22 protein-coding genes are annotated in these 24,791 nt (G+C 71.0%); 8 read left to right on the top strand and 14 right to left on the bottom strand.

What is annotated here, in order from left to right; translation table 11 throughout:
• The first annotated feature begins 28 nt into the window (after nucleotides 1-28).
• Together BM424_RS13640 and BM424_RS28825 are read left to right on the top strand one after the other, a co-directional pair.
• Nucleotides 29-727 (top strand): Rv0361 family membrane protein, encoded by a 699-nt coding sequence (locus BM424_RS13640; RefSeq protein WP_093417244.1) that lies wholly within the window; start codon nucleotides 29-31, stop codon nucleotides 725-727.
• 49 nt (nucleotides 728-776) lie between these two features.
• On the top strand, nucleotides 777-1,508 hold the full coding sequence (locus BM424_RS28825; RefSeq protein ID WP_093417242.1) for an Rv0361 family membrane protein: 732 nt from the start codon (nucleotides 777-779) through the stop codon (nucleotides 1,506-1,508).
• A 176-nt stretch (nucleotides 1,509-1,684) separates the two neighbouring features.
• On the opposite strand, the gene BM424_RS13630 is transcribed toward BM424_RS28825, so the two are convergent.
• Nucleotides 1,685-2,572, bottom strand: a complete 888-nt coding sequence (locus BM424_RS13630; protein ID WP_093417239.1) for a tRNA (adenine-N1)-methyltransferase — start codon at nucleotides 2,570-2,572, stop codon at nucleotides 1,685-1,687.
• 40 nt (nucleotides 2,573-2,612) lie between these two features.
• Nucleotides 2,613-3,752 carry a site-2 protease family protein gene (locus BM424_RS13625; protein ID WP_093417237.1) on the bottom strand — a complete coding sequence of 380 codons (1,140 nt, stop codon included), beginning with the start codon at nucleotides 3,750-3,752 and terminating at the stop codon, nucleotides 2,613-2,615.
• A 113-nt stretch (nucleotides 3,753-3,865) separates the two neighbouring features.
• Here BM424_RS13625 and BM424_RS13620 point away from each other — a divergent pair, with 113 nt between their 5' ends.
• The gene (locus BM424_RS13620) at nucleotides 3,866-4,753 is read left to right on the top strand and encodes a RecB family exonuclease (RefSeq protein WP_093417235.1); all 888 of its coding nucleotides are present in this window, start codon (nucleotides 3,866-3,868) and stop codon (nucleotides 4,751-4,753) included.
• 220 nt (nucleotides 4,754-4,973) lie between these two features.
• Here BM424_RS13620 and BM424_RS13615 read toward each other — a convergent pair whose 3' ends face one another.
• From BM424_RS13615 to BM424_RS13590, 6 genes are all read right to left on the bottom strand, one after another.
• On the bottom strand, nucleotides 4,974-5,819 hold the full coding sequence (locus BM424_RS13615) for a VOC family protein (RefSeq protein WP_093417233.1): 846 nt from the start codon (nucleotides 5,817-5,819) through the stop codon (nucleotides 4,974-4,976).
• 245 nt (nucleotides 5,820-6,064) lie between these two features.
• Nucleotides 6,065-6,913 (bottom strand): ATP phosphoribosyltransferase, encoded by an 849-nt coding sequence (hisG, locus tag BM424_RS13610; protein WP_093417229.1) that lies wholly within the window; start codon nucleotides 6,911-6,913, stop codon nucleotides 6,065-6,067.
• Nucleotides 6,914-6,945: 32 nt separating this feature from the next.
• The gene (locus tag BM424_RS13605; RefSeq protein ID WP_093417227.1) at nucleotides 6,946-7,209 is read right to left on the bottom strand and encodes a phosphoribosyl-ATP diphosphatase; all 264 of its coding nucleotides are present in this window, start codon (nucleotides 7,207-7,209) and stop codon (nucleotides 6,946-6,948) included.
• Nucleotides 7,210-7,283: 74 nt separating this feature from the next.
• Nucleotides 7,284-8,219 (bottom strand): homoserine dehydrogenase, encoded by a 936-nt coding sequence (locus BM424_RS13600; RefSeq protein WP_093417224.1) that lies wholly within the window; start codon nucleotides 8,217-8,219, stop codon nucleotides 7,284-7,286.
• Entirely contained in the window at nucleotides 8,216-8,887 is a 672-nt protein-coding gene (locus BM424_RS13595) for an HAD family hydrolase (RefSeq protein WP_281248772.1), read from the bottom strand. The genes BM424_RS13600 and BM424_RS13595 overlap by 4 nt, the downstream gene beginning before the upstream one ends.
• A 93-nt stretch (nucleotides 8,888-8,980) precedes the next feature.
• On the bottom strand, nucleotides 8,981-11,305 hold the full coding sequence (locus BM424_RS13590; RefSeq protein ID WP_139274062.1) for a lysylphosphatidylglycerol synthase transmembrane domain-containing protein: 2,325 nt from the start codon (nucleotides 11,303-11,305) through the stop codon (nucleotides 8,981-8,983).
• Nucleotides 11,306-11,421: 116 nt separating this feature from the next.
• Between BM424_RS13590 and BM424_RS13585 the strand changes: the two genes are divergently transcribed.
• Nucleotides 11,422-12,321, top strand: a complete 900-nt coding sequence (locus BM424_RS13585; RefSeq protein WP_093417219.1) for a PAC2 family protein — start codon at nucleotides 11,422-11,424, stop codon at nucleotides 12,319-12,321.
• Nucleotides 12,322-12,455: 134 nt separating this feature from the next.
• Here the strand turns inward: BM424_RS13585 and BM424_RS13580 are convergent, their stop codons facing one another.
• Both BM424_RS13580 and mshC read right to left on the bottom strand, forming a co-directional pair.
• Nucleotides 12,456-13,685 (bottom strand): styrene monooxygenase/indole monooxygenase family protein, encoded by a 1,230-nt coding sequence (locus BM424_RS13580; protein ID WP_093417216.1) that lies wholly within the window; start codon nucleotides 13,683-13,685, stop codon nucleotides 12,456-12,458.
• A gap of 247 nt (nucleotides 13,686-13,932) precedes the next feature.
• Complete coding sequence (mshC, locus tag BM424_RS13575; protein WP_093417214.1) at nucleotides 13,933-15,171, bottom strand: cysteine--1-D-myo-inosityl 2-amino-2-deoxy-alpha-D-glucopyranoside ligase; 1,239 nt, start codon at nucleotides 15,169-15,171, stop codon at nucleotides 13,933-13,935.
• Between the two features lie 533 nt (nucleotides 15,172-15,704).
• Between mshC and BM424_RS13570 the strand changes: the two genes are divergently transcribed.
• Genes BM424_RS13570 through BM424_RS13560 form a run of 3 tightly spaced genes read left to right on the top strand, consistent with a single transcriptional unit; the run spans nucleotide 15,705 to nucleotide 18,512 of the window.
• Nucleotides 15,705-16,712, top strand: coding sequence for a quaternary amine ABC transporter ATP-binding protein (locus BM424_RS13570; RefSeq protein ID WP_425442019.1), 1,008 nt, complete (start codon nucleotides 15,705-15,707; stop codon nucleotides 16,710-16,712).
• Between the two features lies 1 nt (nucleotide 16,713).
• Complete coding sequence (locus BM424_RS13565; protein ID WP_093417208.1) at nucleotides 16,714-17,592, top strand: ABC transporter permease; 879 nt, start codon at nucleotides 16,714-16,716, stop codon at nucleotides 17,590-17,592.
• 56 nt (nucleotides 17,593-17,648) lie between these two features.
• Nucleotides 17,649-18,512 carry a glycine betaine ABC transporter substrate-binding protein gene (locus tag BM424_RS13560; protein ID WP_245775839.1) on the top strand — a complete coding sequence of 288 codons (864 nt, stop codon included), beginning with the start codon at nucleotides 17,649-17,651 and terminating at the stop codon, nucleotides 18,510-18,512.
• A 138-nt stretch (nucleotides 18,513-18,650) separates the two neighbouring features.
• On the opposite strand, the gene BM424_RS13555 is transcribed toward BM424_RS13560, so the two are convergent.
• Together BM424_RS13555 and BM424_RS13550 are read right to left on the bottom strand one after the other, a co-directional pair.
• Nucleotides 18,651-20,603: a vWA domain-containing protein gene (locus tag BM424_RS13555; protein ID WP_093417203.1), complete on the bottom strand. Its 1,953-nt coding sequence runs from the start codon at nucleotides 20,601-20,603 to the stop codon at nucleotides 18,651-18,653.
• Entirely contained in the window at nucleotides 20,603-22,003 is a 1,401-nt protein-coding gene (locus tag BM424_RS13550) for an ATP-binding protein (RefSeq protein ID WP_425442012.1), read from the bottom strand. The genes BM424_RS13555 and BM424_RS13550 overlap by 1 nt, the downstream gene beginning before the upstream one ends.
• 119 nt (nucleotides 22,004-22,122) lie before the next feature.
• On the opposite strand from BM424_RS13550, the gene BM424_RS13545 reads away from it, so the two are divergent.
• Nucleotides 22,123-23,364 (top strand): serine hydrolase domain-containing protein, encoded by a 1,242-nt coding sequence (locus BM424_RS13545; protein WP_093417201.1) that lies wholly within the window; start codon nucleotides 22,123-22,125, stop codon nucleotides 23,362-23,364.
• A gap of 3 nt (nucleotides 23,365-23,367) precedes the next feature.
• Here the strand turns inward: BM424_RS13545 and BM424_RS13540 are convergent, their stop codons facing one another.
• Nucleotides 23,368-24,168: an SCO1664 family protein gene (locus tag BM424_RS13540; protein ID WP_093417198.1), complete on the bottom strand. Its 801-nt coding sequence runs from the start codon at nucleotides 24,166-24,168 to the stop codon at nucleotides 23,368-23,370.
• A 5-nt stretch (nucleotides 24,169-24,173) separates the two neighbouring features.
• Nucleotides 24,174-24,740 carry a DUF3090 domain-containing protein gene (locus tag BM424_RS13535; protein ID WP_093417195.1) on the bottom strand — a complete coding sequence of 189 codons (567 nt, stop codon included), beginning with the start codon at nucleotides 24,738-24,740 and terminating at the stop codon, nucleotides 24,174-24,176.
• Nucleotides 24,741-24,791 lie beyond the last annotated feature (51 nt).

Genomic DNA, 24,791 nt, shown 5'->3' with positions numbered 1-24,791 from the left:
AGCCGCAAGAGCACTCCTGGGAGGAGTCATGACCTATCCGCCGCAGCAGCCTGGTCAGGGCGGGTGGGGACAGCAACCCCCGGGGAACGGATTCCCCCAGCAGACGCCCCACCAACCCGCAGGACAGCAGGCGCCCCAGCAGCAGCCGAACTGGTACGGCAACCAGCACACCGGCTGGACGCCCGGACAGCCGGTCCAGGGGCAGCCCGTCCAGGGTCAACCCATGCCGCAGCAGCCGGGCCAGCCGCTGCCTCCGCAGTGGGGCAGCGAGAACGGGCCCGGGTCGTGGTTGCGGGAGCCGGGCGGCTTCGGCGACGTCGAGCCGCCGGCCGAGCAGAAGTCCCGGCTGCCGCTGGTCCTGACGATCGTGGCGGCCGTGGTGGTGCTGGTCGGCGCCGGTGTCGGGGTGTTCTTCTGGCTCGGCAGCGGACCCGGTGAGCCGCGCCCGGTGGCCCAGGAGGTCGTGGCGAAGGTCAACGCGGGCGACTTCGGCACCGTCGGCGCCCTGTTCTGCGAGGCCAACAAGACCCAGCTGGAAACGGCGATGGGCCAGCTCAGCCAGTGGAAGTTCGACGTCGAGCTGGGCGAGGTCACCCGCAACGGGGACAAGGCCTCGGCGAAGCTCACCGGAACCTACGACGCCGACGGCGCGTCACACCCGGTGGACCAGACGATGGGCCTCGTCGTCGAGCACGGCGAGTGGAAGATCTGCGACCTCGGCCAGTGACCGAGCTCGCCACAGGGGCACAACAGAAGAGGAAGATGGGGGATCTCCAGTGACCTACCCACCGCAGCAGCCGCCCGGCCAGGGCGGATGGGGGCAGCAACCCGGTGGCCAGTTCCCGCCGTCCGGCGGGCAGTACCCGCAGCAACCCGGCGGGCAGTACCCGCCGAGCGGCGGCCAGCAGTACGCGCAGCCCGGCGGCCAGTTCCCGCCCAGCGGCGGCCAGCAGTACCCGCAGCAACCCGGCTACCCGCCGCAGCAGCCGTACCCGAACCCGTACGGCGGCTACGGCCCGCCGCCGAAGAAGAAGTCACCGCTCCCCTGGATCCTCGGCGGAGTCGGCGGCCTCATCGTCGTCGTCGGCGTCATCATCGCCCTGGTCGTCGCCCTCACCGGCGGACCCGGCGACCCGCGCCCGGTCGCCCAGCAGGCCGTGGACATGATGAACAACAAGGACTTCGCCGGCATTCAAAGCCTGACCTGCGACAAGGCGACCACCGAGGTCCAGGAGATGGTCGACACGATGGAAGGCAGGGGCTCCCAGTTCGACCAGCTCGAGGACATGGGGATCCCGCAGTCCGAGATCCAGAAGATGATCGACAGCATGGAGGTCAAGTTGGTGCTGGGCGATGTCGTGGACAACGGCGACAACACCGCCACCGCGCACTTCAACGGCACCATGTCGCTGCACATCGAGGTCATGGGCCGCCGCATGGACCGGGACGTCCCGGTCAACGAGACCAACGACCTGGTCGTCGAGAACGGCGAGTGGAAGCTCTGCTAACCCCCTGACCACCCACAACGGCCCGCCCCGGAACCCCCGGCGCGGGCCGTTTCCGTCCCCGGGTCGAATACCGCAGGTTTTGACCGGTCAAAAACCGCGGTATTCGACCGGTCAAAAACCGCGGTATTTGTCGCGTGAAAACCGGGGTTTTCGACCGGGGGACCGCTGTTCGGGGGTCAGCCCTTGCTGGGGCGGCGTTGGACTCGGGGTGGGGTGACTCCGTCGGCGAGGCGGCGGGTGGTGAGCAGGAACGCCGTGTGGGCGACCATGCGGTGTTCCGGGCGGACGGCCATGCCGACGACGTGCCAGGGGCGGAGGAGGGTTTCCCACGCCTGGGGTTCGGTCCAGTTCTGCTGCTCGCGGATCGCCTCGGTGACCCGGGAGAGCTGGGTGGTGGTGGCGACGTAGACGATGAGGACACCGCCCGGGTTGAGCTTCTCCTTGACCAGCTCCAGGACGTCCCACGGGGCGAGCATGTCGAGCACGATGCGGTCGACGGGCTCGCCGTCGTACTCCAGCAGGTCGCCGAGCCGCAGGTCCCAGTTCTCCGGGATCTCGCCGAAGAAGCGCTTGACGTTGCGCTCGGCGTGCTCGTGGTGGTCCTCGCGCACCTCGTAGGAGGTGACGCTGCCCTCCGGGCCGACCGCGCGCAGCAGCGAGCAGCTCAGCGCACCGGAACCGGCACCGGCCTCCAGCACCTTCGCACCCGGCCGGATGTCACCCCACATGAGGATCTGCGCGGCGTCCTTGGGGTAGATGACCTGGGCGCCGCGCGGCATCGACAGCACGTAGTCGGCCAGCAGCGGGCGCAGCGCCAGGAACGAGGTGCCGCCCGCCGAGGTCACCACCGAGCCCTCGGGCTGCCCGATCAGGTCGTCGTGCGCGAGCGCGCCGCGGTGGGTGTGGTACTCGCCCCCTTCTTCCAGCAGGACCGTGTACTTGCGCCCCTTGGGGTCGGTCAACTGGACCCGGTCGCCGGGCTGGAACTCACCGCTGACGGTGCTGCTCAACTGCTTCCTACCTTCTCCGCGCTCGCCTGCCGTGCTCACCGCACGGCGGACCATCGTCGCAGATGGCGGGGGCTGCGCCCCGGGCGGGAGCGGTTCAGCTCCGGCGGGACCGCAGCGCCGAGCGCAGGTCTTCCCGGCGGAGCACCCCGCTGGGCCGCCCCTCCTCGTCGATCACCAGGAACTGCCAGGCCAGCACGGTCTGGACGCGTTCGAGGACCTCGTCCGGCGGTTCGCTGTCGAGCAGGATCGTGTCCGGGTCGACGGGTTCGGCGGCGCGTTCGGCGGGCTCGTGCGGAGCGTGGGTGGCCAGCCGCTCGGCGGCGGTCTGGTCGAGCAGGCCGACCGCGATGCCGTCGGCGCGCACCAGCACGACACCGCGCCCGGCGGCGGCCAGCAGCGCGTCGCCGACGGGGCTCTCGGCGGGCAGCTGCAGCACCGGCCGCACCAGGTCGGACAGCTCCAGCCCGCTGGGCCACCGGCGGCGCTGCTCGGCCTGGTGCTCGGCGCCGGCACCGGCGACGACGAACCAGGCCATCAGCACGCACACGCCCAGCCGCAGCCACTGGTCGTCGGCGCCGCTGAACAGCCCGGCCAGCGCGTAGACCATCAGCGCGACGGCGACCGCGCCCGCCCCGACGACCCCGGCGGTGGTGCCGGCGACGCGCCGGCCGGTGATCCGCCACAGCAGGGCGCGCAGCATCCGGCCGCCATCCAGCGGCAGGCCGGGCAGCAGGTTGAACACGCCGACGGCGAGGTTGGCCACGCAGGTCTGGGCGACCAGCAGCCAGACCGCGCCGCCGGGCGTCATCGCGTACCAGGCGAGCCCGGTCGCGCCGGCCAGCACCAGCGACACGGCGGGCCCGGCGGCGGCGATGAGGCCTTCCTGCGCGGGTTTGGGCGGCGTGCGGGAGATCTCGGACAGGCCGCCGAGCAGGAACAACCGCACCCGCCGCACCGGCATCCCCATCCGCAGCGCGACGATGCAGTGGCCGAGCTCGTGCAGCAGCACCGACGCCGCCAGCAGCACGGTGAACACCGCGGCCAGCACGGCCGACTCCCACACCCCGGCGCCGGGCAGGATGCGACCGACCAGCGGTGTGTAGAGCAGCACGATGAGCGCGGCGCCGAGCCACCACGAGGTGGACAGCAGCACCGGCACTCCGGCCACCCGGCACAGCAGCAGCCCGCCGTCGTTGAGCTTGGGACGGGCGGGGGTGGACGCGGTCGGCGGCATGGCCGAAGGGTAGTCCGTCGCGGGTGAGGAGGCCGTGAGCGCGGCAGGGTTCACGCGCTCGCCACCTGACGTGGGGTGATCGCTGTCGGTGGCCTTCGTTAGGGTCGTGGACCATGACGGAGATCGCGGAGCAGCCGGCCCAGCAGGACGAGACGACGCGCCGGCGTCCGGCGCTGTCGCCGTCGCGGGCCGGGGATTTCAAGCAGTGCCCGCTGCTGTACCGCTTCCGCGCGGTCGACCGCATCCCGGAGAAGCCCACGCGCGCGCAGGTGCGCGGCACGGTCGTGCACTCGGTGCTGGAGCGGCTCTACGCGCTGCCCGCCGAGCAGCGCGACCGGGACCGGGCCGGGGAGATGCTGACCCCGGCGTGGGAGGAGCTGCTGGCCGAGCAGCCGGAATTGGCGGAGCTCTTCGAGGGCCCGGAGGACCCGGAGCTGGAGAAGTGGTTGTCGTCGGCGAGCGGCCTGCTCGACGCCTACTTCGAGATGGAGGATCCGCAGCGGCTGCAGCCGGAGTCGTGCGAGCTTCGGGTGGAGACCGAGCTGCCGTCGGGGGTGCTGCTGCGCGGCTTCATCGACCGGGTGGACGTGGCGCCGACCGGCGAGATCCGGTTGGTGGACTACAAGACCGGCCGGGCCCCCGGTGAGATCGGCGAGGCCAAGGCGATGTTCCAGATGAAGTTCTACGCCTTGGTGCTGTGGCGGTTGCGGGGTGAGATCCCGCGGCAGCTGCTGCTGATGTACCTGGCGAACAAGCAGAAGCTGGCCTACGCGCCCGACGAGGACGAGCTGCGCCGCTTCGAGCGCACGCTGGAGGCGATCTGGCAGGCGATCCTCAAGGCGGGCAAGACCGGTGATTTCCGGCCGAATCCCAGCAAGCTCTGCGACTGGTGCGACCACAAGGCCCTGTGCCCGTCGTTCGGCGGCACTCCCCCGCCCTACCCGGGCTGGCCGGAGGACCCCACCGCCAACGAGGAGTCCATCCTGGACCGCACGGACTGACAGAAGCCCCCAGGGACAAACCCGCCCCCGTCAGGCAACCGCCGCAGGCGGTTTCGCAGTACCCCACCTCAGGCGCTGGCACCGCCGCGGGTTCTCAGACGTCTTCTGGGGAGGACAGCCGACGTGCCGTGTATTGGCATACATAAGCCTCGGATCCCGGAGCCAGAAGGCGTCTGAGGTTCCGCTACCCGCACCGCCAAGCAACAAGACCACAGATCATTTAATCCTCGTACGGGTCATAGTTGGCAGCGGTGCCGTATTCGCCCGCTTGGGTCTGGTCGATGACCGCGAACCGCGCCCCCGTCGGATCCCGCAGCACGGCCATGCGGCCGATGCTGGAGTCGTAGGGGTCGACGCGAACCCGCCCGCCGTTGGCGATGGCGGTGCGCACCAGCTCGTCGGTGCCGACCTCGGCGTCGACGCCGAGGTAGAGCAGCCAGTGCGGATGGGTGGATTCGGTGATGAAGTCGCGAATCATGCTGACGCGCGCGAGAACCGACTCGTCGCCGAGGTACCAGACCGAGTAGTCGGAGCGGTGCTCGGTGCCGAACTGCTCGTAGGTGTAGCCGAAGAGCTCCTGGAAGAAGTTGTCGGCGGTCTGGGCCTTGATGGTGACCAGTTCGGCCCACATCAGGGTGCCCGGCAGCCCGACGTCGAACTCCCAGCTCTCCTCGGGTTCGAGCAGTCCGAACTCGGCGTCGGAGGGACCGTCGAGCACGGCTTTGCGACCGATCTTGGGCACCGAGTTGATCGGCACGGTCTGCACCGCGCCGTGCTCCTCGGCCTCGGCGACCTTGGCGGCGCAGTCGTCGGTGGCGAGGTAGAGCCGCCACTGGGACTGGTCACCGGAGGCCTCGCGGAGGCTGGCGACCGGGAACCCCTCGCGGAGCGCGATGACGTGCTCCCCGGAGACGGGGTCGGAGTGGGTCTCGTACTCCCAGTCGAAGAGCGTCGCGTAGAACTCGCGGGCCTTGTCGAGGTTCGTGGTGATCAGCTCGATCCAGCAGGGCATTCCTGCGTAGAGCTGCCACTGCGGCGGCGTTTTCCCCGGTACCACAACTGCCATTGCTGCCAACCCCCATCGGCGTCGTCCAAGATCGTCACCGTCGAAAATACTCGCCCGGTACGACATCCCGGCGGACACCGGTCCAGCTCGTGTTCACCTCGCCCCAGCGTCCTCCGCGGAGGGCGAGGTGAACACGAACGCAGCGGTGGTTACGCCCGAATGGAGCAGCAGCGGACAGTTTTAGCCATAATCACCCATGATCAACATCCGTTTTGTCCGGACAGTTATGGCTAAAACTGTCCCCGCTAGAGGCGGCAGGCCCGGATGTCGGAGGACAGGATCGCCTTGGCACCGACGGCCGCGAGGCGGTCCATGATCGCCGGGGCGTCCTTGCGCGAGACCATCGCGCGCACCGCGACCCAGCGCTCGTCGGCCAGCGGCGACATCGTCGGCGACTCCAGGCCCGGGGTCATCTTCGTGGCCTCGTCGAGCAGGTCCTTCGGGCAGTTGTAGTCCAGCATCACGTACTGCTGGGCGAACACGACGCCCTGCAACCGCGCGATCAGCCGGCTCTTGGCCTGCTCCTGATCGGAGTCGCGGCGCTCGATGACCACGGCCTCGGACTTGCAGATCGAGTCGCCGAAGGCCACCAACCCGTGCTGGCGCAGCGTCCGGCCGGAGCCGACGACGTCGGCGATCGCGTCGGCCACGCCGAGCTGGATGGAGATCTCCACCGCCCCGTCGAGCCGGATGACCTCGGCCGTCACGCCGTAGCGGGCCAGGTCGTCGGAGACCAGGCGCGGGTAGGAGGTGGCGATCCGCTTGCCCTGCAGGTCGGCCACGGTCCACTCGCCGTTCCCGGCGGGCGCGGCGTAGCGGAAGGTCGAGCCGCCGAAGCCCAGCGCCAGCCGCTCGTCGACCGGGGCGCCGGAGTCCAGCGCCAGGTCGCGGCCGGTCAGGCCCAGGTCGAGCTCGCCGGAACCGACGTAGATCGCGATGTCCTTGGGCCGCAGGAAGAAGAACTCGACCTCGTTGGCGTTGTCGATAACGGTCAGGTCCCGCTGCTCATGGCGCTGCCGGTACCCGGCCTCGGCGAGCATCTCCGACGCGGGACCGGCCAAGGTGCCCTTGTTGGGCACGGCGACGCGCAGCATGGAACCTGTTCTCCTTGCGGTTGAGTGGTGATCTACAGGTAGCGGTAGACGTCCTCGAGGGACAGCCCGCGACCCAGCATGACGACCTGCAGCCGGTAGAGCAGCTGCGAGATCTCCTCGGCGAGTTCCTCGTCGGACTCGTGCTCGGCGGCCAGCCAGACCTCACCGGCCTCCTCCAGGACCTTCTTGCCCTGGGCGTGCACACCGGCGTCGAGCGCGGCCACCGTGCCGGATCCCTCTGGGCGGGTCCGGGCACGTTCCTGCAGCTCGGCGAACAACTCGTCGAAGGTCTTCACAGTCCTCGATCCTTGCATCCGTCCTGGGCGGGTTCACATCGGACCCGTCCGTTTGCGGGCTCGATCACGGCCGGTCAGCGGAATCCGGTGGTGGCCTCCAGGACCGCGCCGAGCGTGTCCTTGATCATCGCAAGCGCGGCGCCGCGCGGGCTGGACCGCCCTCCCGAGACCGCGACCTGCCCGGCTTCGCCGCAGTCGTAGCGCACCGCCTTCTCCGGGCCGCGCAGCGCGCCCAGCGGGGAGCTCTCGGGTTCGGCCGACAGCGCCACCCGCACCACGCCCGGCTCGTCGCGCGTCGCGCGCGCCACCTGGCGAAGCCGGTGACCTGCGGGAACGTCGGGGATCCGGGTGATGGGTTCGGTCTCGGCGCGGGTGCGGGCCGGGCCCCAGCCCCACAGCAGGGCGCTGATCAGCCGGAGCTTGGTGGCCGCGTCGTCGCCGGAGAGGTCCCGGCTCGGGTCGGCCTCGGCGATGCCGGCCCGCTGCGCCTCCGCGACGGCGCCGGCCAGGTCCGCGCCGTCGGCGACGCGGTCCAGGACGAAGGTGGCGGTGCCGTTGAGGCAGCCGGCGACGGCGTCGACGTCGAAACCGCGCAGCGCCGAGCGAGCGAGGTCCCCGGCCGGCATCGCAGCGCCGGTGGCGGCGGAGATCCGCACCGACCGGCCCGCGCGCTCGGCGGCCTCGGCCAGCTCGGTCCAGTGCGCGAGCAGGTGCGACTTGGTCGCGGTGACCACGTGCGCGCCCGCCTCCAGGGCCTGCAGCGCCTCGCGGGCGGCGCGGTCATCGCCGTCGGAGGGCACGGCCTGGGCGAACACCGCCGCCCCGGTGCGTTCCAGCAGCTCCGGCAGCTCGGTGAGCGGTCCCCACTCCCCCGACTCGCGCTGCCGGTCCCGGCCGCGCACGGCCACCACCCGCAGGTCCAGGCCGTACCGGTGTCCGCGCTCGGCGACCAGCTCGGCGTAGGCGCGGCCGACCGGTCCCTGACCGGCCAGGACGATCGGGATGCTCACGCCGCCCGGGTGAACAGCTCGCCGAGCTCGGCGAAGTCGACCTCGGCGAGCGAGTCGCGCAGCGTCCGGCGCGGGCCCTCCTCCAGCGGGACCTCGCACGGGACGGCCAGCACGACGCAGCCCGCGGCCTCGGCGGAGGCGACCCCGGTCGGCGAGTCCTCGACGGCCACGCAGTCGGCGGGGTCGACGCCGAGCAGCCGCGCGGCCTTGAGGTAGGGCTCAGGGTCCGGCTTGTTCTTGCCGTCGACCTCGTCGCCGCACACCGTGACGTCGAAGGACTCGTGCCCGAGGGTGTCCAGCGCCAGGTCGGTGAGCGGGCGGATCGTGGAGGTCACCAGCGCGGTGCGCAGGCCCAGCTCCTTGGCCCGGCGCAGCGCCTCCTGCGCGCCCGGCCGCCACGGCAGGCCTTCGCCGAACAGCTCGGTCATCCGGCGCGCGACCCAGCTGGCGGCGGTGGCGATGTCGGAGTTGCCGTCGGGCAGGCCCAGGTCCACCAGCAGCAGCCGCATGCTGCGGGTCATGTTGGAGCCGACCATCTCCTCGCGAACCGCCTGCGAGAGGCGGCCTCCGCGGTGCGCTGCGTAGTCGTCGAGCGCGATGGTCCAGAGCTTCTCGGAATCGACGAGCGTGCCGTCCATGTCGAACAGCACGGCTGCGGGCTGGGCCACGCGGAACACTCCGTTCGCAGAGGTGGGAAGAGGCGGGACAGGGCCGTCCACCAGTACACACGACCATCTGTACCGATTCCCACCGAAGGACTCTCAGATCACATCCCGGTGTTGCAGGTAGCGGAACATGAGGATGCCGGGCAGCACCGGCAGCCAGTAGGTGAGCACCCGCGACAGCAGCACGGCGGCGATCGCGGCGGTCGGCGGCACGCCCATCGCGCCCAGCCCGGCCAGCAGCACGGCTTCGACGGCGCCGAGCCCGCCGGGCGAGGGCACCAGGTGGCCGAGGGTGTTGCCGATGACGAACACGATGGTCACCGCGGTCCAGGAGAAGTGCGGGTGCAGCGCGGCCAGCGACGCCGCCAGCCCGAGGCCGGAGACGATCAGGTAGCCCAGCGCCCCGCCGAACAGCTGCAGCGCGCGGACCGGGTGCCGCAGCGTGTCCAGCAGTTCCCGGGTGACCTCCCGCAGCGAGGGCATCACCTTGCGGCGCACCGGCGGCGCCAGCAGCACCAGCACGGCGAGCACCACGAGCGCTCCAGCGGCGACGAGCAGCTGCCAGCCGGGCAGCGTCAGGTGCGTGAAGGTCCCGGACAGGCCGACGGCGAACACGCCGATCACCGCCACCACGACCGCCACCGCCCCGGTCCCGGCCTGGTTGAGCAGCGTCGCCCCGACCGCCAGCGGCCTGCGCAGCCCGCGTCGTTCCAGGTAGACGACGTTGATGCCGAAGAATCCGGCGCCGCCGGGCGTGGTGCGGCCGGTGAACGCGGCGGCGATCTGGACCTGCAGGGTCGGCCAGAACGGCAGCGGGATGCGGCTGGAGCCCTGCACCGAGATCGACGCGAGCACGATGGAGACGAAGCCGGTCAGCACCGCCACCACCAGCCAGCCCCAGTGCGCGTGCCGCAGGGCTTCGGCGACCTCGCGCGTGTCGGACAGCTCGGGGATGAGCAGGTAGACGGCGGCGCCGATGAGCAGCAGCCCGACCACGGTGCCGGGACGGACCGGGGAGCGGAAGCCGGGGATGGGCAGGCCGAGGCGGTCGGCGAGGGTCTCGCGCAGCTCGGCCAGGAAGTAGCGGCCCCGCTGGGCCTGGGTGCGGATGCGGCGCGGCAGCGACAGCGGCACCAGCGCGCGCAGCGCGGCGGCCAGCGATTCGACGGGCAGCGCGGCGATCGCGCTGGTCACGGCCCGTTCGGCACCCACCAGCGCGGCGATGGACACCAGCGCTTCGGCGAGGTCCTGGGCGCAGCGGGCCTCGTCGGCGCCGGGGTGGCTGAAGGTGAACGACAGCAGCCACGGGCGTCCGCGCTCGTCGACGAGGATGTTCTTGGCGCGCAGGTCGTGGTGGGCGATGCGGGCCTCGGCCAGCAGCGCCACCTGCTGCCACACCCCGGCCAGCAGCGCGTCGTCGATCTCGCCGGGCTCCAGCTCGGTCAGCCGCCTGCCCGCGACCTCGCGCATCACCAGCAGCGCGGGCGCGTAGGGGACGTCGCAGGCCAGCACGACCTCGGGGGTGCGGACGCCGGCGCGGGCGGCGAGCAGCGCGGCGTAGGCCTCGTGCTCGATCTCGTGGTGCGGGGTGGACAGGCTCGGCTCGTCCTGCACGTCGAGCAGCATCAGCAGCCGCTTGAGCTTGTACCAGCCACCGGCCCGGCGGCTGAGCCTGCGCACCACCTTCACCCGCAGCGGAGGCCCGTCGACGGTGGTCACGGCGAGTTCGCGGGGTTGCAGCAGCCGGTGCCGCAGCGCGGTGATGGACACCGGCGCGAGCCCGGCGCGCTCCAGCTCGTCGAAGATCACCAGCTGGGAGACCCGGCGGCCGGGCGCGCCCCACACCACGTGGCACAGCAGCCCCACGCCCCAGCCGAGCAGCGCGCCGCCGACCGCGCCCAGCGGCAGGTGCAGGTCCAGGTGCACCACGGCGATGCCGGTCAGCAGCACCAGGCCCCACCCGGCGTAGCGGGCGACGCGTCCGAAGTACGGGGTGGCGACCACGGCCAGCACCGTGACCACCGCGACCGCCGCGGACGGGAAGGGCCTGCCCAGCAGCTGGTGCATCAGCATCGCGACGACCCAGGTCACGGCGCCGGAACCGCCGCACAGCAGCGCCACCCGGACCCAGCCGAGGTAGGAGGTCACCACGACCACGCCGAGGATGCCCGCCCACGAGCCGATCCAGGTGAGCACCACCCACACGGGTTCGACGACGCGCGGGAGCGCGATCAGCTGTTGGTGAACAGCGACCTCGACCGGGTTGGCCGGGACCAGGGCCAGCAGCGCGCTCAACGCCAGCAGACCACCGACGACACCGAGTTTTCCCAGGTCGCGGGGGTGCCTGCCGATGGACAGCCGCAACCGCGACCGCGGCGACACACCGCTCGCGCCACTCGCCTCCGACGGGCTCTGATCCACGGCCACCTGCCCCGAACAGACTGGTCAGCCCAGCCTCGGACCAGGAATCCGAACCGTCAAACCGACCCTCCGGTCAGGCAAGCGACGGGACCACCACCAAGCGATAGGCTTGCGCGGTGACCGATCGCGAACAGACGCCTGAACCGAACGCCGACCTGCCGCGGTTGACGGACCCGATCGTGGTTTGCGCGTTCGAAGGATGGAACGACGCCGGGGACGCAGCCAGCTCCGCGATCGAGCACCTGCAGCTCATCTGGGACGCCGAGTCGCTCAGCGAGATCGACCCGGACCCCTACTACGACTTCCAGGTCACGCGTCCGACGGTCAAGCTGGTCGACGGCATCACCCGCCAGGTCACCTGGCCGACGACGCGGCTGACGGTGTGCCGCCCGCCGGGGGCCGAGCACGACGTGATCCTCATCCACGGCATCGAGCCGAACATGCGGTGGCGGGCGTTCTCCGCGGAGCTGGTCGAGCAGATCGAGAAGCTGGGGGCGCGCACGGTGGTGACGCTGGGCGCGCTGCTGGCCGACGCGCCGCACACCCGTCCGGTGCCGGTCAGCGGCACGGCCTACGACGCGGAGTCGGCGGAGACCTTCGGCCTGGAGCGGACCCGCTACGAGGGGCCGACGGGGATCGTGGGGATCTTCCAGGACGCGTGCGTGCAGGCGGGCATCCCGGCGATCTCGTTCTGGGCGGCGGTGCCGCACTACGTCTCGCAGCCGCCGTCGCCGAAGGCCACGCTGGCGCTGCTGCACCGGGTCGAGGAGGCGCTCGACGTCGAGGTCCCGCTCGGCAACCTGCCCGACCAGGCCGAGGAGTGGGAGGAGACGGTCAGCGAGATGGCCGAGGAGGACGAGGACGTCCGCAACTACGTCCGCGCCCTCGAGGAGCGCGGTGACGCCGAGGTCCGCCTCACCGAGGCCAGCGGCGACGCCATCGCGGCCGAGTTCGAGCGCTACCTCCGCCGCCGCGGCCCCGGCGGCAAGGGCCCTCTCGGCCCCGGCCCGGGCTGACCCCGTCCTCCGTCCCCCGGTCGAATACCGCAGTTTTCGACCGGTCAAATCCTGCGGTATTCGACCGGTCAAAAACCGCGGTTTTCGACGCGACGAAAACTGCGGTTTTTGACCTCAGGGGGTTGGTGCGCAGGTCAGGCTGCTGCGCAGCGGGCGATGAAGGCCTCTGAGGCTTCGGGGTCGAGGAACCAGGTGGTCATGTCGTCCGGGTTGGCGAAGCCGTCGGCGAAGCGCTCGCCGACCTCGGGCAGCTTCATGGCCGCGCCGAAGATGTCGAGGACGTGCGGGGGCGGCGGCTGCAGGGCGGCGTTGGCCCAGGTGGTGATGTGCTGGGCGACGTCCCAGTAGCGGTCGAAGGTGCCCTGCATCCAGTCCCAGTCGAAGGCGCCGTCGCCGCGCTCGACGATGCGCTCCAGGTAGATCTGGGCGGCGTGGCAGGCGGCGTTGGCGCCCTGCCCGGTGACGGGGTCGTTGAGCACCACGCTGTCGCCGATGCCGAGCACGAGACGACCGGAGGGCAGCTGCCCGATCGGCTCGCTGACCTGCGGCGTCACGGCCCCGGCGAGGGTCGCGCCGGCGTCGGTGAGCTCGGCGGCGGCGAAGCGCTCGTGCTCCCACGGGCAGTGCTCGCGCAGCAGGCCGAGCATCCGCTCCCACTGCTGCTGCGGCTCGGGGCGGTCGCCGAAGGCGTCCAGCGGACCGCCCGGGACGCCTTCCAGCAGCAGCATCTCGCAGGGGCCGTCGAGGGTGAGCCCGGGGTAGCTGATGACCTCCCCGACTTCGGCGAGCGCGTTGAAGCGGGCGGCCGAGGAGTCCTCGCGGTCACCGGGCGTTCCCCGCACGTAGGCGACCGAGAGCGCGCGCTGCGGCTCGGTGTAGGGCGAGCGCTTGGGGTTGCGCTCGAACAGCGCGGCCAGCTCGCCCTTGCCCGCGGCGACCACCACGAGGTCGTGGTCGGCGGCCATCTCGTCGAGCTCGGTCGTGGTGAGCGCCCGGTGCACGATCGTGCCGCCGCGCTCGGCGAACAGCTCCATCCAGGCGGGCATCTTCACGCGCTGGTCGATCGACAGCGCGTAGTCCTTCAGCGGCGCCGTCCAGTCGATGGCGCGCTCCCCGTCGGGTCCGGCCACCGACACGCGCAGCCCGGTGAGGTGGGGCGCGGTGTCGTCCCACAGGCCGAGCCCGTGCCGTCTCTCGATCTCCAGCGTCTGGTAGTACATCGACTGCGTCGACAGGACGCGTCCGGCGCGGATCTGCTCGGGCGTCTGCGCCGAGACCACCGTGACGTCGTACTGCTCGGCCTGCAGGGTGAGCGCCAGCTGCAGGCCCGACTGCCCGGCCCCGACGATCAGGACCTTCCGCATATCTCCCCGACCACCTTTCGAGTTCCCCGTGTTCGGGCAAATGGGGAACGATCCTCGAAAAGTCGTCGCTCCCCGTGATGACGCGATGATCAAATCAAACCCGTTCGGGCGTGTCGAGGGAGAGCGGAACTCGTTTTGATCAAGCGCAGCGTGATGTTCCGTCGCTGCTCACTTGCCGTTTTTGCCGGAAGACGACGAGGGTGACCGGGAGCGGAACTCCCGGTCACCCTTCGTCGCGGTCGCGGTGTTAGAGCTCGACGCCCAGCAGCGCGTCGACCGCCGTGCGGATCGCGCCCGGAGCGCCCGCGTCGTCGCCGCCGGACACCAGCGCGGCCTCCACCCAGGCGTCGATCGCGCGCAGCGCGCCCGGGGCGTCCAGGTCGTTCGACAGCGCCTCGCGCAGCCCCGCGATCGCCTCGGCCGCCGCCGGACCGGAGCTCAGCGCCACCGCCTCGCGCCAGCGCGACAGCCGGGCCGCGCCCGCGGTGAGCGCATCCGCGGTCCAGGACCGGTCCTCGCGGTAGTGGCCGTCGAGCAGCGCCAGCCGGATCGCCATCGGGTCCACCCGGTCGCCGCGCAGCCGCGAGACGAACACCAGGTTGCCGCGCGACTTCGACATCTTCTCGCCGTCGAGCCCGATCATGCCGGAGTGCACGTAGTGCTGGGCGAACGGGAACTCGCCGGAGAGCGCCTCGGCGTGCGCGGCGCTGAACTCGTGGTGCGGGAAGATCAGGTCCGAGCCGCCGCCCTGCACGTCGAAGCCCAGACCCAGGCGGTTCAGCGCGATCACCGAGCACTCCAGGTGCCAGCCGGGGCGGCCGGCGCCGAGCTCGGAGTCCCAGGACGGTTCGCCGGGCCGCGCCATCCGCCACAGCAGCGCGTCCAGCGGGTGCTCCTTGCCCGCCCGGTCCGGGTCCCCGCCGCGCTCGGCGAAGAAGGTGTTCATGGTGGCCTCGTCGTAGTTCGACTCGGAGCCGAACCGGCCGGTGGCCTGGTGCCGGAAGTAGATGTCGGGGTACTCGGGGTCGTCGGCCCGGTAGGCGGCACCGGAGGCCAGCAGCTTGCCGACGGCCTCGACGATCTCCGGGATGGACTCGACCGCGCCGATGAAGTCGGCGGGCGGCAGCACCCGCAGCGCCTCCATGTCCTCGCGGAACAGCGCGGTCTCGCGCATCGCGAGCACCACCCAGTCCTCGTTGTCCCGCTCGGCCCGCTCCAGCAGCGGGTCGTCGATGTCGGTGACGTTCTGCACGTAGTGGACCTGGTGACCGTTGTCCAGCCAGACCCGGTGGATGAGGTCGAACGCCAGGTAGGTCGCGGCGTGGCCGAGGTGGGTCGCGTCGTACGGGGTGATCCCGCAGACGTACATCCGCGCCTCGGGCCCGGGCGCGGTGGGCCGGACCTCGGCGGCGGAGGTGTCGAAGAGCTGGAGTGGGCGCGGGGTGCCTTCCACCTTGGGGACGGAGACCGATGACCAGGGTTGCATGCATCCGACCTTAAACGTCCGCGCGGAGGCGGTGCCGCCATGTGGACCATCGCCCGTATCACATCCTGAGATGGTCGAGACCTATTCCAGAGTCGCACCCGGTCCTGCGCATTCCGGAAATCAATTTCCGTTTCCGCACGAATATCCGATTGCAAGATCGAATTCGCGCAGTGGACAAGCGGACCGGAGCGGCCTAAAAATCGATGCACGCCAGTGGGGAGGAAAGCGGAGAAGGGCGCTCCGAATAGAGCGATCTCCCAGTTCAACGGCGTTCTGGAAGATCGAAAACCCCTGCGCATCGACCATGCGGACTCGGACGATCGCAATCGGATCTTCACCTGAACGGGTGGACATCGGCGAAACGGCTCGTATGATCGATCACCGCCGAAAGGGAGCGGAAACGAATTCCCGGACAGGGCCGGCGGACCGCGATCCGGATGCTCGAACAATTCCTCCGATTCAGTTCGATCGTCGTCGGAATCGGGATCTCCGGATCCGTGCACAGGTGGAGGCGATCGGTGACTTCGGTACGCGTGGAACGGCTCTACAAGATCTTCGGCCCGCAACCCACCGAGCAGGTCCGCCGACTCGACGAGGGCACCGACTCAGCGGATCTGCCCGAGGGGACCACGGCCGCGGTCGTCGACGCCTCGTTCTCGGTCCGGGAAGGGGAGACCTTCGTCGTCATGGGCCTGTCCGGCTCGGGCAAGTCGACCCTGATCCGGATGCTCAACGGGCTGCTCACCCCCACCTCCGGGAAGGTGTTCGTCGACGACGCCGACATCACCGCGATGTCCGGCCGGGAGCTGCGGACGATGCGGCAGCAGAAGATGAGCATGGTCTTCCAGCACTTCGCGCTGTTCCCGCACCGCACGGTGCTCGACAACGCGGGCTACGGCCTCCAGATCCGCGGCGCCCCCGCCGACGAGATCAACGACCGCGCCCGCGAGGCGCTGGGCATGGTCGGCCTCGAGGGCTGGGAGCAGCGCTACCCGCAGCAGCTCTCCGGCGGTATGCGCCAGCGCGTCGGCCTCGCCCGGGCGCTGGCCGCCCAGACCGACGTGCTGCTGATGGACGAGGCGTTCAGCGCCCTGGACCCGCTGATCAAGCGCGAGATGCAGGACCAGCTGCTGGAGCTCAACGCCCAGCTCGGCAAGACGATCATCTTCATCACCCACGACCTCAACGAGGCGATGCGCCTCGGCGACCGGATCGCGGTGATGCGGGCCGGCCGGATCGTGCAGATCGGTGACTCCGAGCAGATCCTCAGCGAACCCGCCGACGACTACGTGGCCGAGTTCGTCCAGGACGTCGACCGCAGCCGGGTGCTCACCGCGGGCTCGATCGCCGACCCCAGCGCGGCCGCCCCGGACGGCGTCGCACCGGTCGCGGCGACCGCGCCGCTGCGGGACCTGTTCGACCGGATCGGCCGGGACGGGCCGCTGCCCGTGGTCGACGCCCAGCGGCGGGTGATCGGGGTGGTCACGCCGCAGGCGGTGTTCGCCGCGCTCAGCCATCGCGTCGAGTACGAGGAGGCCTGAGATGACCGCGCTCACGCAGCTGCCGCGGGTGCCGATCGGCGACTGGTTCACCGCCGTCGTCGAATGGCTCAACGACAACATCGGACCCTTCTTCGACTTCATCGACCTGGTGGTCTCCTCCGCCGTGGCGGGCCTGAGCTTCGCGCTGAGCTGGCTGCCGTCGCTGGTGATGGTGCTGGTGTTCACCGCGCTGGCGCTGTGGCTGCGCAGCTGGCGCTTCGCGCTGTTCAGCCTGATCGGTTTCGGGCTGATGGTCAGCATCGAGGAGTTCCGGCCCGCGATGGAGACGCTGAGCCTGGTGCTGGTCTCCAGCGTGCTGGCGGTGATCATCGGCATCCCGGTCGGGGTGCTGGCCGCCCGCAACCGGCACGTGAGCAGCGTCGTGCGGCCGGTGCTGGACCTCATGCAGACCCTGCCGGCCTTCGTCTACCTGGTGCCGGTGATCGTGTTCTTCAACATCGGCGTGGTGCCGGGCGTGGTCGCCACGGTGATCTTCTCGCTGCCGCCCGGCGTGCGGCTGACCGAGCTGGGCATCCGGCAGGTCGACACCAAGGTGGTCGAGGCCGGCGAGGCCTTCGGCGCGCCCACGCGGCAGATCCTCACCGGGATCCAGTTGCCGCTGGCCATGCCGTCGATCATGGCGGGCATCAACCAGGTGATCATGCTGTCGCTGTCGATGGTGGTCATCGCGGGCATGGTCGGCGCTCCCGGTCTGGGCACCAACATCTACGAGGCGGTGACCCGGGTGCAGCTCGGCCAGGGCTTCGAGGCCGGGCTGGCGGTGGTGATCCTCGCGGTCTACCTGGACCGGATCACCGCGGTGCTGTCGGACCGCTCGCCGGTCGCGCGGGCGGAACGCAAAGCGGCGAAGACCGGCTGAGACCGGCGTCGCGGAAAGGCAGGTTGTCAATGTTGCGCACGAGATCGAGACGGCTGGTGGCGATTCTGGCCGCGCTCGCCGCGCTGGTGATGGTCGCCGCCGGGTGCGGTGGCCGCGAGGCGCAGACCGGTCAGGAAGCCAAGCAGATCAACATCGGCTACATCGCGTGGGACGAGGACATCGCCGTCACGTACCTCTACAAGGAGCTGCTGGAGCGGCGGGGCTACAAGGTCAACGCGACCGAGCTGGAGCCCGGCCCCATCTACGCGGGCCTGGCCCAGGGCAACCCGGACCTGTTCCTCGACGCGTGGCTTCCCGCAACGCATGAGGACTACTGGAACCGGTACGGACCGAAGCTGGAAGATCTGGGGATCTGGTACGACCAGGCCACGCTCAACATCGCCGTGCCCAACTACATGACCGACGTCAACTCGATCGCCGATCTCAAGGGCAAGGGCGGTGAGCTGGGCGGCACGATCACCGGCATCGACCCGGGCGCGGGGCTGACTCGAACCACCAAGGAGGCGCTGCCGAAGTACGGCCTGGAGGGCGAGTTCCAGCTGCAGACCTCGTCGACCACGGCCATGCTCGCCGCGCTGCAGAAGGCGACCGACGAGCAGAAGCCCATCGTCGTGACGTTGTGGCACCCGCACTGGGCCTACGCCCGCTACCCCATCAAGGACCTGCAGGACCCGATGGGCGCGATGGGCACGGCCGAGCAGATCCACGGCGTCGGGCGCCAGAACTTCAGCCAGGACTTCCCCGAGGTCGCCGACATGGTCAAGAAGTTCAAGCTGAACGACCAGCAGCTGGCCAGCTTGGAGAACGAGATCAACAGCGCCGCCAAGGGCCAGGAGCAGGCAGCGGCCAAGAAGTGGGCCGACGCCAACCCGGACGTCATCAAGTCCTTCGCGGGCTGACCGCCGCTCCGCTGGTGAGCAGGGCGTCTCCGGCGGCGCCCTGCTCACCAGAGGACAGTTTTAGCCATAATTGTCCCGACATTTCGGACATTGATCATGGGTGATTATGGCTAAAACTGTCCGCTGCCGAGGAACACCTCACCGCCGCCGCTTGGTGCGGAGGTAGTCGCCCACGACGGCGGCGCCGAGGCCGTCGGCGTCGGGCGCGAGAACCCGGCCGCCGCCCCGGCGGGCGACGATGTTGACGAACTGCTCCAGACGCGGGTCCTCGCCGAGCATGAACACGCTCAGGGTCGTGCCCAGGCGGTGCAGGGCGTCCACTTCGGACAGCGTGACGCTGAGGGTGTGCGGGTCGGGCGGGTAGTCGAAGAACGCCTCCCCGTCCGGCTCCAGGTGCGCCGTCGGCTCGCCGTCGGTGATGACCAGCACGACCGGCTGCGCGTCGGAGTGCTTGCGCAGGTGGCGACCCGCGAGCAGCAGGGCGTGGTGCAGGTTCGTGCCCTGCTCCCACGTACCCTCCAGCGCCGCCAGCTCACCGACGTCCACAGTGGACGCATAACGCCCGAAGGTGACCAGCTGCAGGGCGTCTGAGCGGAACCGGGTCGCGACCAGGTGGTGCAGCGCGAGCGCGGTGCGCTTCATCGGCACCCACCGGCCGTCCTGCACCATCGACCACGACGTGTCCACGCACAGCACCACCGCCGAGCGGGACCGCTGCTCGGTCTCGGCGACCTCCAGGTCCGCGAGGTCCAGCATCGGCGAGTCCGCGCCCTCGGCCGCCCGCCGCAGCACCGCGTTGCGGACCGTGCGCACGGCGTCCCACGGCTCGGCGTCGCCGTAGGTCCAGGGCCGGGTGGTGCCGGTGAGCTCGCCCGCCGCGCCCGCGCGGTCGGTGTCCCGCTCGCCCCGGCGCGTGCCGAGCTGCGAGATGACCGACTGCAGCGCGTTCTCCCCGAGCCGCCGCATCGCCCGCGGGCTCAGCTGCAACGACCCGTCCGGCGCTCGCCGCAGCAGGCCCTGATCGCGCAGCTGGCGCTCGATCTGCGACAGCCGCTGCGCGTCGACGGTGGCCTGCGGGCCGAGCTGGCGCTCCAGCGCCTCCAGGTCGATGTCCTCCAGGCTCGCGCCCGGGTAGGACTGGCTCAGCTGCTCGGCCAGCCGGTCCATCTCGCCCAGCTCGGCCATCGCCGCGGTCGCCTCGGCCATGCCCATCGGCTGGTCGCCGCGGAACCGCGCCCGCCCGCTCCAGTCCTCGCCGGGCCGCAACCCCTGCAGCTGCCGGTCGATGTTCTGCAGCGCCTGCGCGATCCGCGGATCGCCGAAGGCCTGCTGCGACAACGACATCAGCTCCTGGCGCTGCTCCTCGCTCATCGAGTTCAGCATCCGCTGCGCGGCGGCCGACCGGGCCGCGAGCGCGTCGACGAGCTCGTCGACGTTCTGCGGGTTCTCCGGGAAGAACTCGCCGTGCTTGGCCATGAACTCGTCGAACTTCCGCTGGACGTCGTCGTCGCCGCGGGCGTGCGCGGCCAGCAGCGCCGAGAGGTCGTCGAGCATCTCCCGCACCCGCTCGACGTCCTCCGGCGAGACCTCCTGCATGGTTTCCTTCATGCCCTGGAAGCGCTGCTCGAGGACCTCGGTGCCCAGCATCTGCCGGATCTCCTCGAAGGCCTCCCGGGCCTCCGAGGACCGCCAGTCGTACTCGGCGAGCTCGTTGACCTGCCCGGACACGTCCGGCGGCAGGGCGCTGAGCTGCAGCTCGCGGAAGCGGGCGTCCTCGGAGGTGTCGGCCGACAGGGCCAGCCGCTCCTGCTCCAGCGCCCGCTCCAGCAGCCTGCGGACCTCGGAGATCGTGCCGTCGAGCCGGTGCCTGCGCTGCATCTCGCTGCGCCGCTGCCACAACCGGCGGGTCAGCTCGTCCAGCCCGGACGAGTCGCGGGTGCCGGTGCGCAGCAGCTCCTCCAGCGCCGAGCGCGGGGAGGCGCCCTCCATGACGTCGCGGCCGATCTGGTCCAGCGCGTCGCGCAGGTCGACCGGCGGCTCCAGCGGGTCGGGTCCGCCGTGCCACGCCGAGTACCGGTAGCGGGAACTCATCAGCTGTACACCGAGCGGTCGTCGTCGGAGTCCTTGCCCAGCTTCTTGGCCAGGTACAACGACTCCAGGGCGAGCTCGACCGCGCTGGCGATGCGGCCCGGCGGGTCCTCGGCGCGCACCCCGGCGCGCTCGGCGACCTGGTGCAGCACCGGCAGTTCCGGCAGCGCGGTGAGCACGTCCTTGCCCGCGATCTGCTCGCCGGTGGCCACCGGGTGGCCGTCGACGACGGCCTCGGCCAGCGAGTTCAGGTCCAGCCCGGCGAACAGGCCGCGCGCGGTGTCGGCGACCGAGCGCCGCAGCAGGTAGGTCAGCAGCTCGTCCTCGCGACCCTCCTCACCGGCCTCGAACTCGATCTTGCCGCGCAGCACGGCGGGCACCGCGGCCAGGTCGACCGGGCGGGCCACGGCCGGTTCCTCGCCGGTCAGCGCGGAGCGGTGCAGCGCGGCGGCCGCGACGGTCTCGGCGGCGGCGATGGCGAACCGCGCCGACACGCCCGAGCGCTGGTCCACGGCGCTGGACTCGCGCAGGTGGTCCACGAAGCGGGCCAGCACCTCCAGCAGGTGGTCGCCGACCTCGGCAGGCAGGTCCGCCTCCTGGCGCATCAACGACACCTCGTCGTCGATCTCCGTCGGGTAGTGGGTGCGGATCTCGGCGCCGAAGCGGTCCTTGAGCGGGGTGATGATGCGGCCGCGGTTGGTGTAGTCCTCGGGGTTGGCGGTGGCCACCAGCAGCACGTCCAGCGGCAGCCGCAGGCTGTAGCCGCGGATCTGGATGTCGCGCTCCTCCATGACGTTGAGCAGCGCCACCTGGATCCGCTCGGCCAGGTCCGGGAGTTCGTTGATGGTCACGATACCGCGGTGCGCGCGCGGGACGAGTCCGTAGTGGATGGTCTCGGGGTCGCCCAGCGACCGGCCTTCGGCGACCTTGACCGGGTCCACGTCGCCGACCAGGTCGCCGACGGAGGTGTCGGGCGTGGCCAGCTTCTCGACGTAGCGCTCGTCGCGGTGCCGCCAGGCCACCGGCAGGTCGTCGCCGAGCTCGGCGGCGCGGCGCCGCGAGACCGGCGTGATCGGCTCCAGCGGGTGCTCGCCGAGCTCGGAGCCCTCGATGACCGGGGTCCACTCGTCCAGCAGCGCGTGCAACCCGCGCAGCAGCCGCGTCTTGCCCTGCCCGCGCTCGCCGAGCAGCACCACGTCGTGCCCGGCGATCAGCGCGCGTTCCAGCTGCGGCAGCACGGTTCGGTCGAAACCGACGATGCCGGGCCACAGCGCCTGTCCGGAGCGCAGCGCGGTCAGCAGGTTCGCGCGCATCTCCGCCTTGATGCTGCGGGGTTCGTGTCCGCTGGCGCGCAGCTCCCCCGCCGTGCGGGGCAGTCCTGAAGGTGGGGTCGGGATCGTCACGCCCACGACGCTACTCCGGGGGAAACGTGAACGCCGCCACCGAGTCCAGGATTTCGAATCGTGGACCGGCGGGGTAGAACTCTCCCGGCAACGTTTTTCGCGCAACGCAGTGGGAGGCCCTGGTGGCTCTGGAAATCGAGGTGGAGCCGGGCGAGGTCGGCTTCGACGCGGACCGGTTGCGCCGGATCGACCGGCACTTCGAGGACTACGTCACGACGGGCAAGCTGCCCGGCTGGCTGGTGCTCGTCGCCCGCCAGGGCAAGATCGCGCACCTGTCGACGCACGGCATGCGCGACATCGAGAGCGGCAAACCGGTCGAGTCCGACACGCTGTTCCGGATCTATTCCATGACCAAGCCGCTCACCTCGGTCGCGGCCATGATGCTCTACGAGGAAGGCGCGTTCGAGCTCACCGACCCTGTCGCCGACTTCATCCCGTCGTTCGCGGAGATGTCGGTCTACACCGGCGGACCGGCCCGCAGCCCGCAGACCCGGCCGGCCACCGAGCCGATCCGGATCTGGCACCTGCTCACCCACACCGCCGGGCTCACCTACGCGTTCAACCACCTGCACCCGGTCGACGAGCTGCACCGCCGCGCCGGGTTCGAGTTCGGCATGGCGCCCGACCTGGACCTGGCCGCCTGCTGCGACGCGTGGGCGGAGATCCCGCTGCTGTTCGACCCGGGCACCCGCTGGAACTACTCGGTGGCCACCGACGTGCTCGGCCGGGTCGTGGAGGTCGCCTCCGGGCAGACGCTCGACGAGTTCTTCCGCACCCGCATCCTCGAACCGCTGGACATGACCGACACCGGGTTCCACGTCGACCGCGCCGACGCCGACCGGCTGGCCTCGCTGTACTCGGCGGACCGGCAGGGCAAGGCGCGGCTGCACCCCCAGCACGAGGAGATGTACGACGCCGCGTTCGAGCCGCCGAAGGCGCCCTCCGGTGGCGGCGGGCTGTTCTCCTCGGCCCGCGACTACCACCGCTTCCAGCAGATGCTGCTGCGCCGCGGCGAGCTCGACGGGGTGCGGCTGCTGGGCGGGCGCACGGTCGACTTCATGACCCGCAACCACCTGCCGGGTGGCGCGGACTTGGAAACCCTGGCGATGGGCTCGTTCTCCGAGGTCGCCAACGCGGGCAAGGGCTTCGGCCTGGGCTTCTCGGTGGTCGACGACCCGCTGGCGGCGAAGGTCCTGAGCTCCCAGGGCGAGTTCGCCTGGGGCGGCCTGGCCAGCACGGCGTTCTGGGTGGACCCGGCCGAGGACCTCACGGTCCTGTTCCTCACCCAGCTGATGCCCTCCAGCACCCACCCGATCCGGCCCTACCTGCACCAGCTGGTGTACCAGGCCCTGACCGACTGACCTCTAAAAAGCAGGCCAGGGGATGGCGGGCCAGTCACCGGACGGTTCCGGGTAGACCCCCGCGTCGAGGAGGCGGTCGATGCGGGTGCTGACCGCCTGCACCTCCTTGATCGTGAGGTGCTCGGAGAGCTGCTCGGCGAGGTCCCCCTCCATGAGGGCCCGGACCTCGCCGAGCCGCTCGAGCTCGGCCTCGCCGACGCGCTCGCCGATCCAGCCCCACAGCACCGTGCGCAGCTTGTCGTCGGTGTTGAGGCTGACGCCGTGGTCGACGCCCAGCACCCGGCCGTCGGGGGCGCGCAGGATGTGCCCGCCCTTGCGGTCGGCGTTGTTGATCACGATGTCGAGCACCGCGAGCCGCCGCAGCTGCTCGTGGTCGGCGTGCGCGAGCACCACCGGGTCGCCGTCGGGGTCCTGGGCGCGCAGCACCTGCCGCCAGCCGTCCCGGACCTCGCTGGGGTGGGTGATGTCGACGAGCTGCGCGTCCTCCTCGGCCTGCTCGTCGATCCACAGCTGCACCATGCCGGGCCCGAACGGGCCGTCGCGCAGCAGCGTCGGCGGGATCAGGCCCCAGCCGGTGGCCTCGGAGACCAGGTAGGACGCGACCTCGCGGCCGGCCAAGGTGCCGTCGGGGAAGTCCCACAGCGGGCGCTCGCCGCGCACCGGCTTGTAGACGCACTCACCGGAGAGGCCGTCGAGCTCCACCGAGCAGAACAGCGTCGCGTTGGACGCCTCCACGAGCCTGCCCTGGATCTCCAGCCGCCCGTGGCGCAGCAGCTCGCAGGTCGCGGGCTCCTCGACGGCCACGGGTCTCAGACCTCTTCCGAGCGCCGGTAGCCGTTCTGCCGCGGGCAGATGTGGCCGGCCGGGTCCAGCGGTTCGTTGCACAGCGGGCAGGGCTTGCGACCTGCGCTGATGACCCGCTCGGCGCGTTCGGCGAAGGCGCGGGCGTGCACCGGGCTGAGGAACACGCGCAGCGCGTCCGGCCCCTCCTCGGTGTCGTCGAGGACGACCGACTCGTCGATCTCCTCCTCGGTGACCGCGAGCAGTTCGACAACCACGGCCTCGGATTCGGCGTCCCAGCCCAGGCCCATCGTGCCCACGCGGAACTCCTCGTCGACCGGGACCGCGAGCGGTTCGGTGTCGACGAGCTCCTCGGGCGTGGAGCCGGGCAGGTCGGCGTCGAAGCGGCGCTGCACCTCGTCGAGGAGCGCGCCGATCCGCTCGGCCAGGACCGAGACCTGCTGCTTTTCCAATTGCACGCTCACCGTGCGGACGTCCTCGGACGCCTGCAGGTAGAAGGTGCGATCGCCGGGTTCCCCGACCGTTCCGGCGACGAATCGGTCGGGTTGGCGGAAGACGTGGATGACACGAGCCATGACCCCTCCGACACTAGGCCACCGAGCGCACGTCGTGCGCGACCGGCCCCC

The organism is Saccharopolyspora flava, assembly GCF_900116135.1.
GTDB lineage: Bacteria > Actinomycetota > Actinomycetes > Mycobacteriales > Pseudonocardiaceae > Saccharopolyspora > Saccharopolyspora flava.
This window is presented reverse-complemented; position numbering and strand designations above follow the sequence as displayed.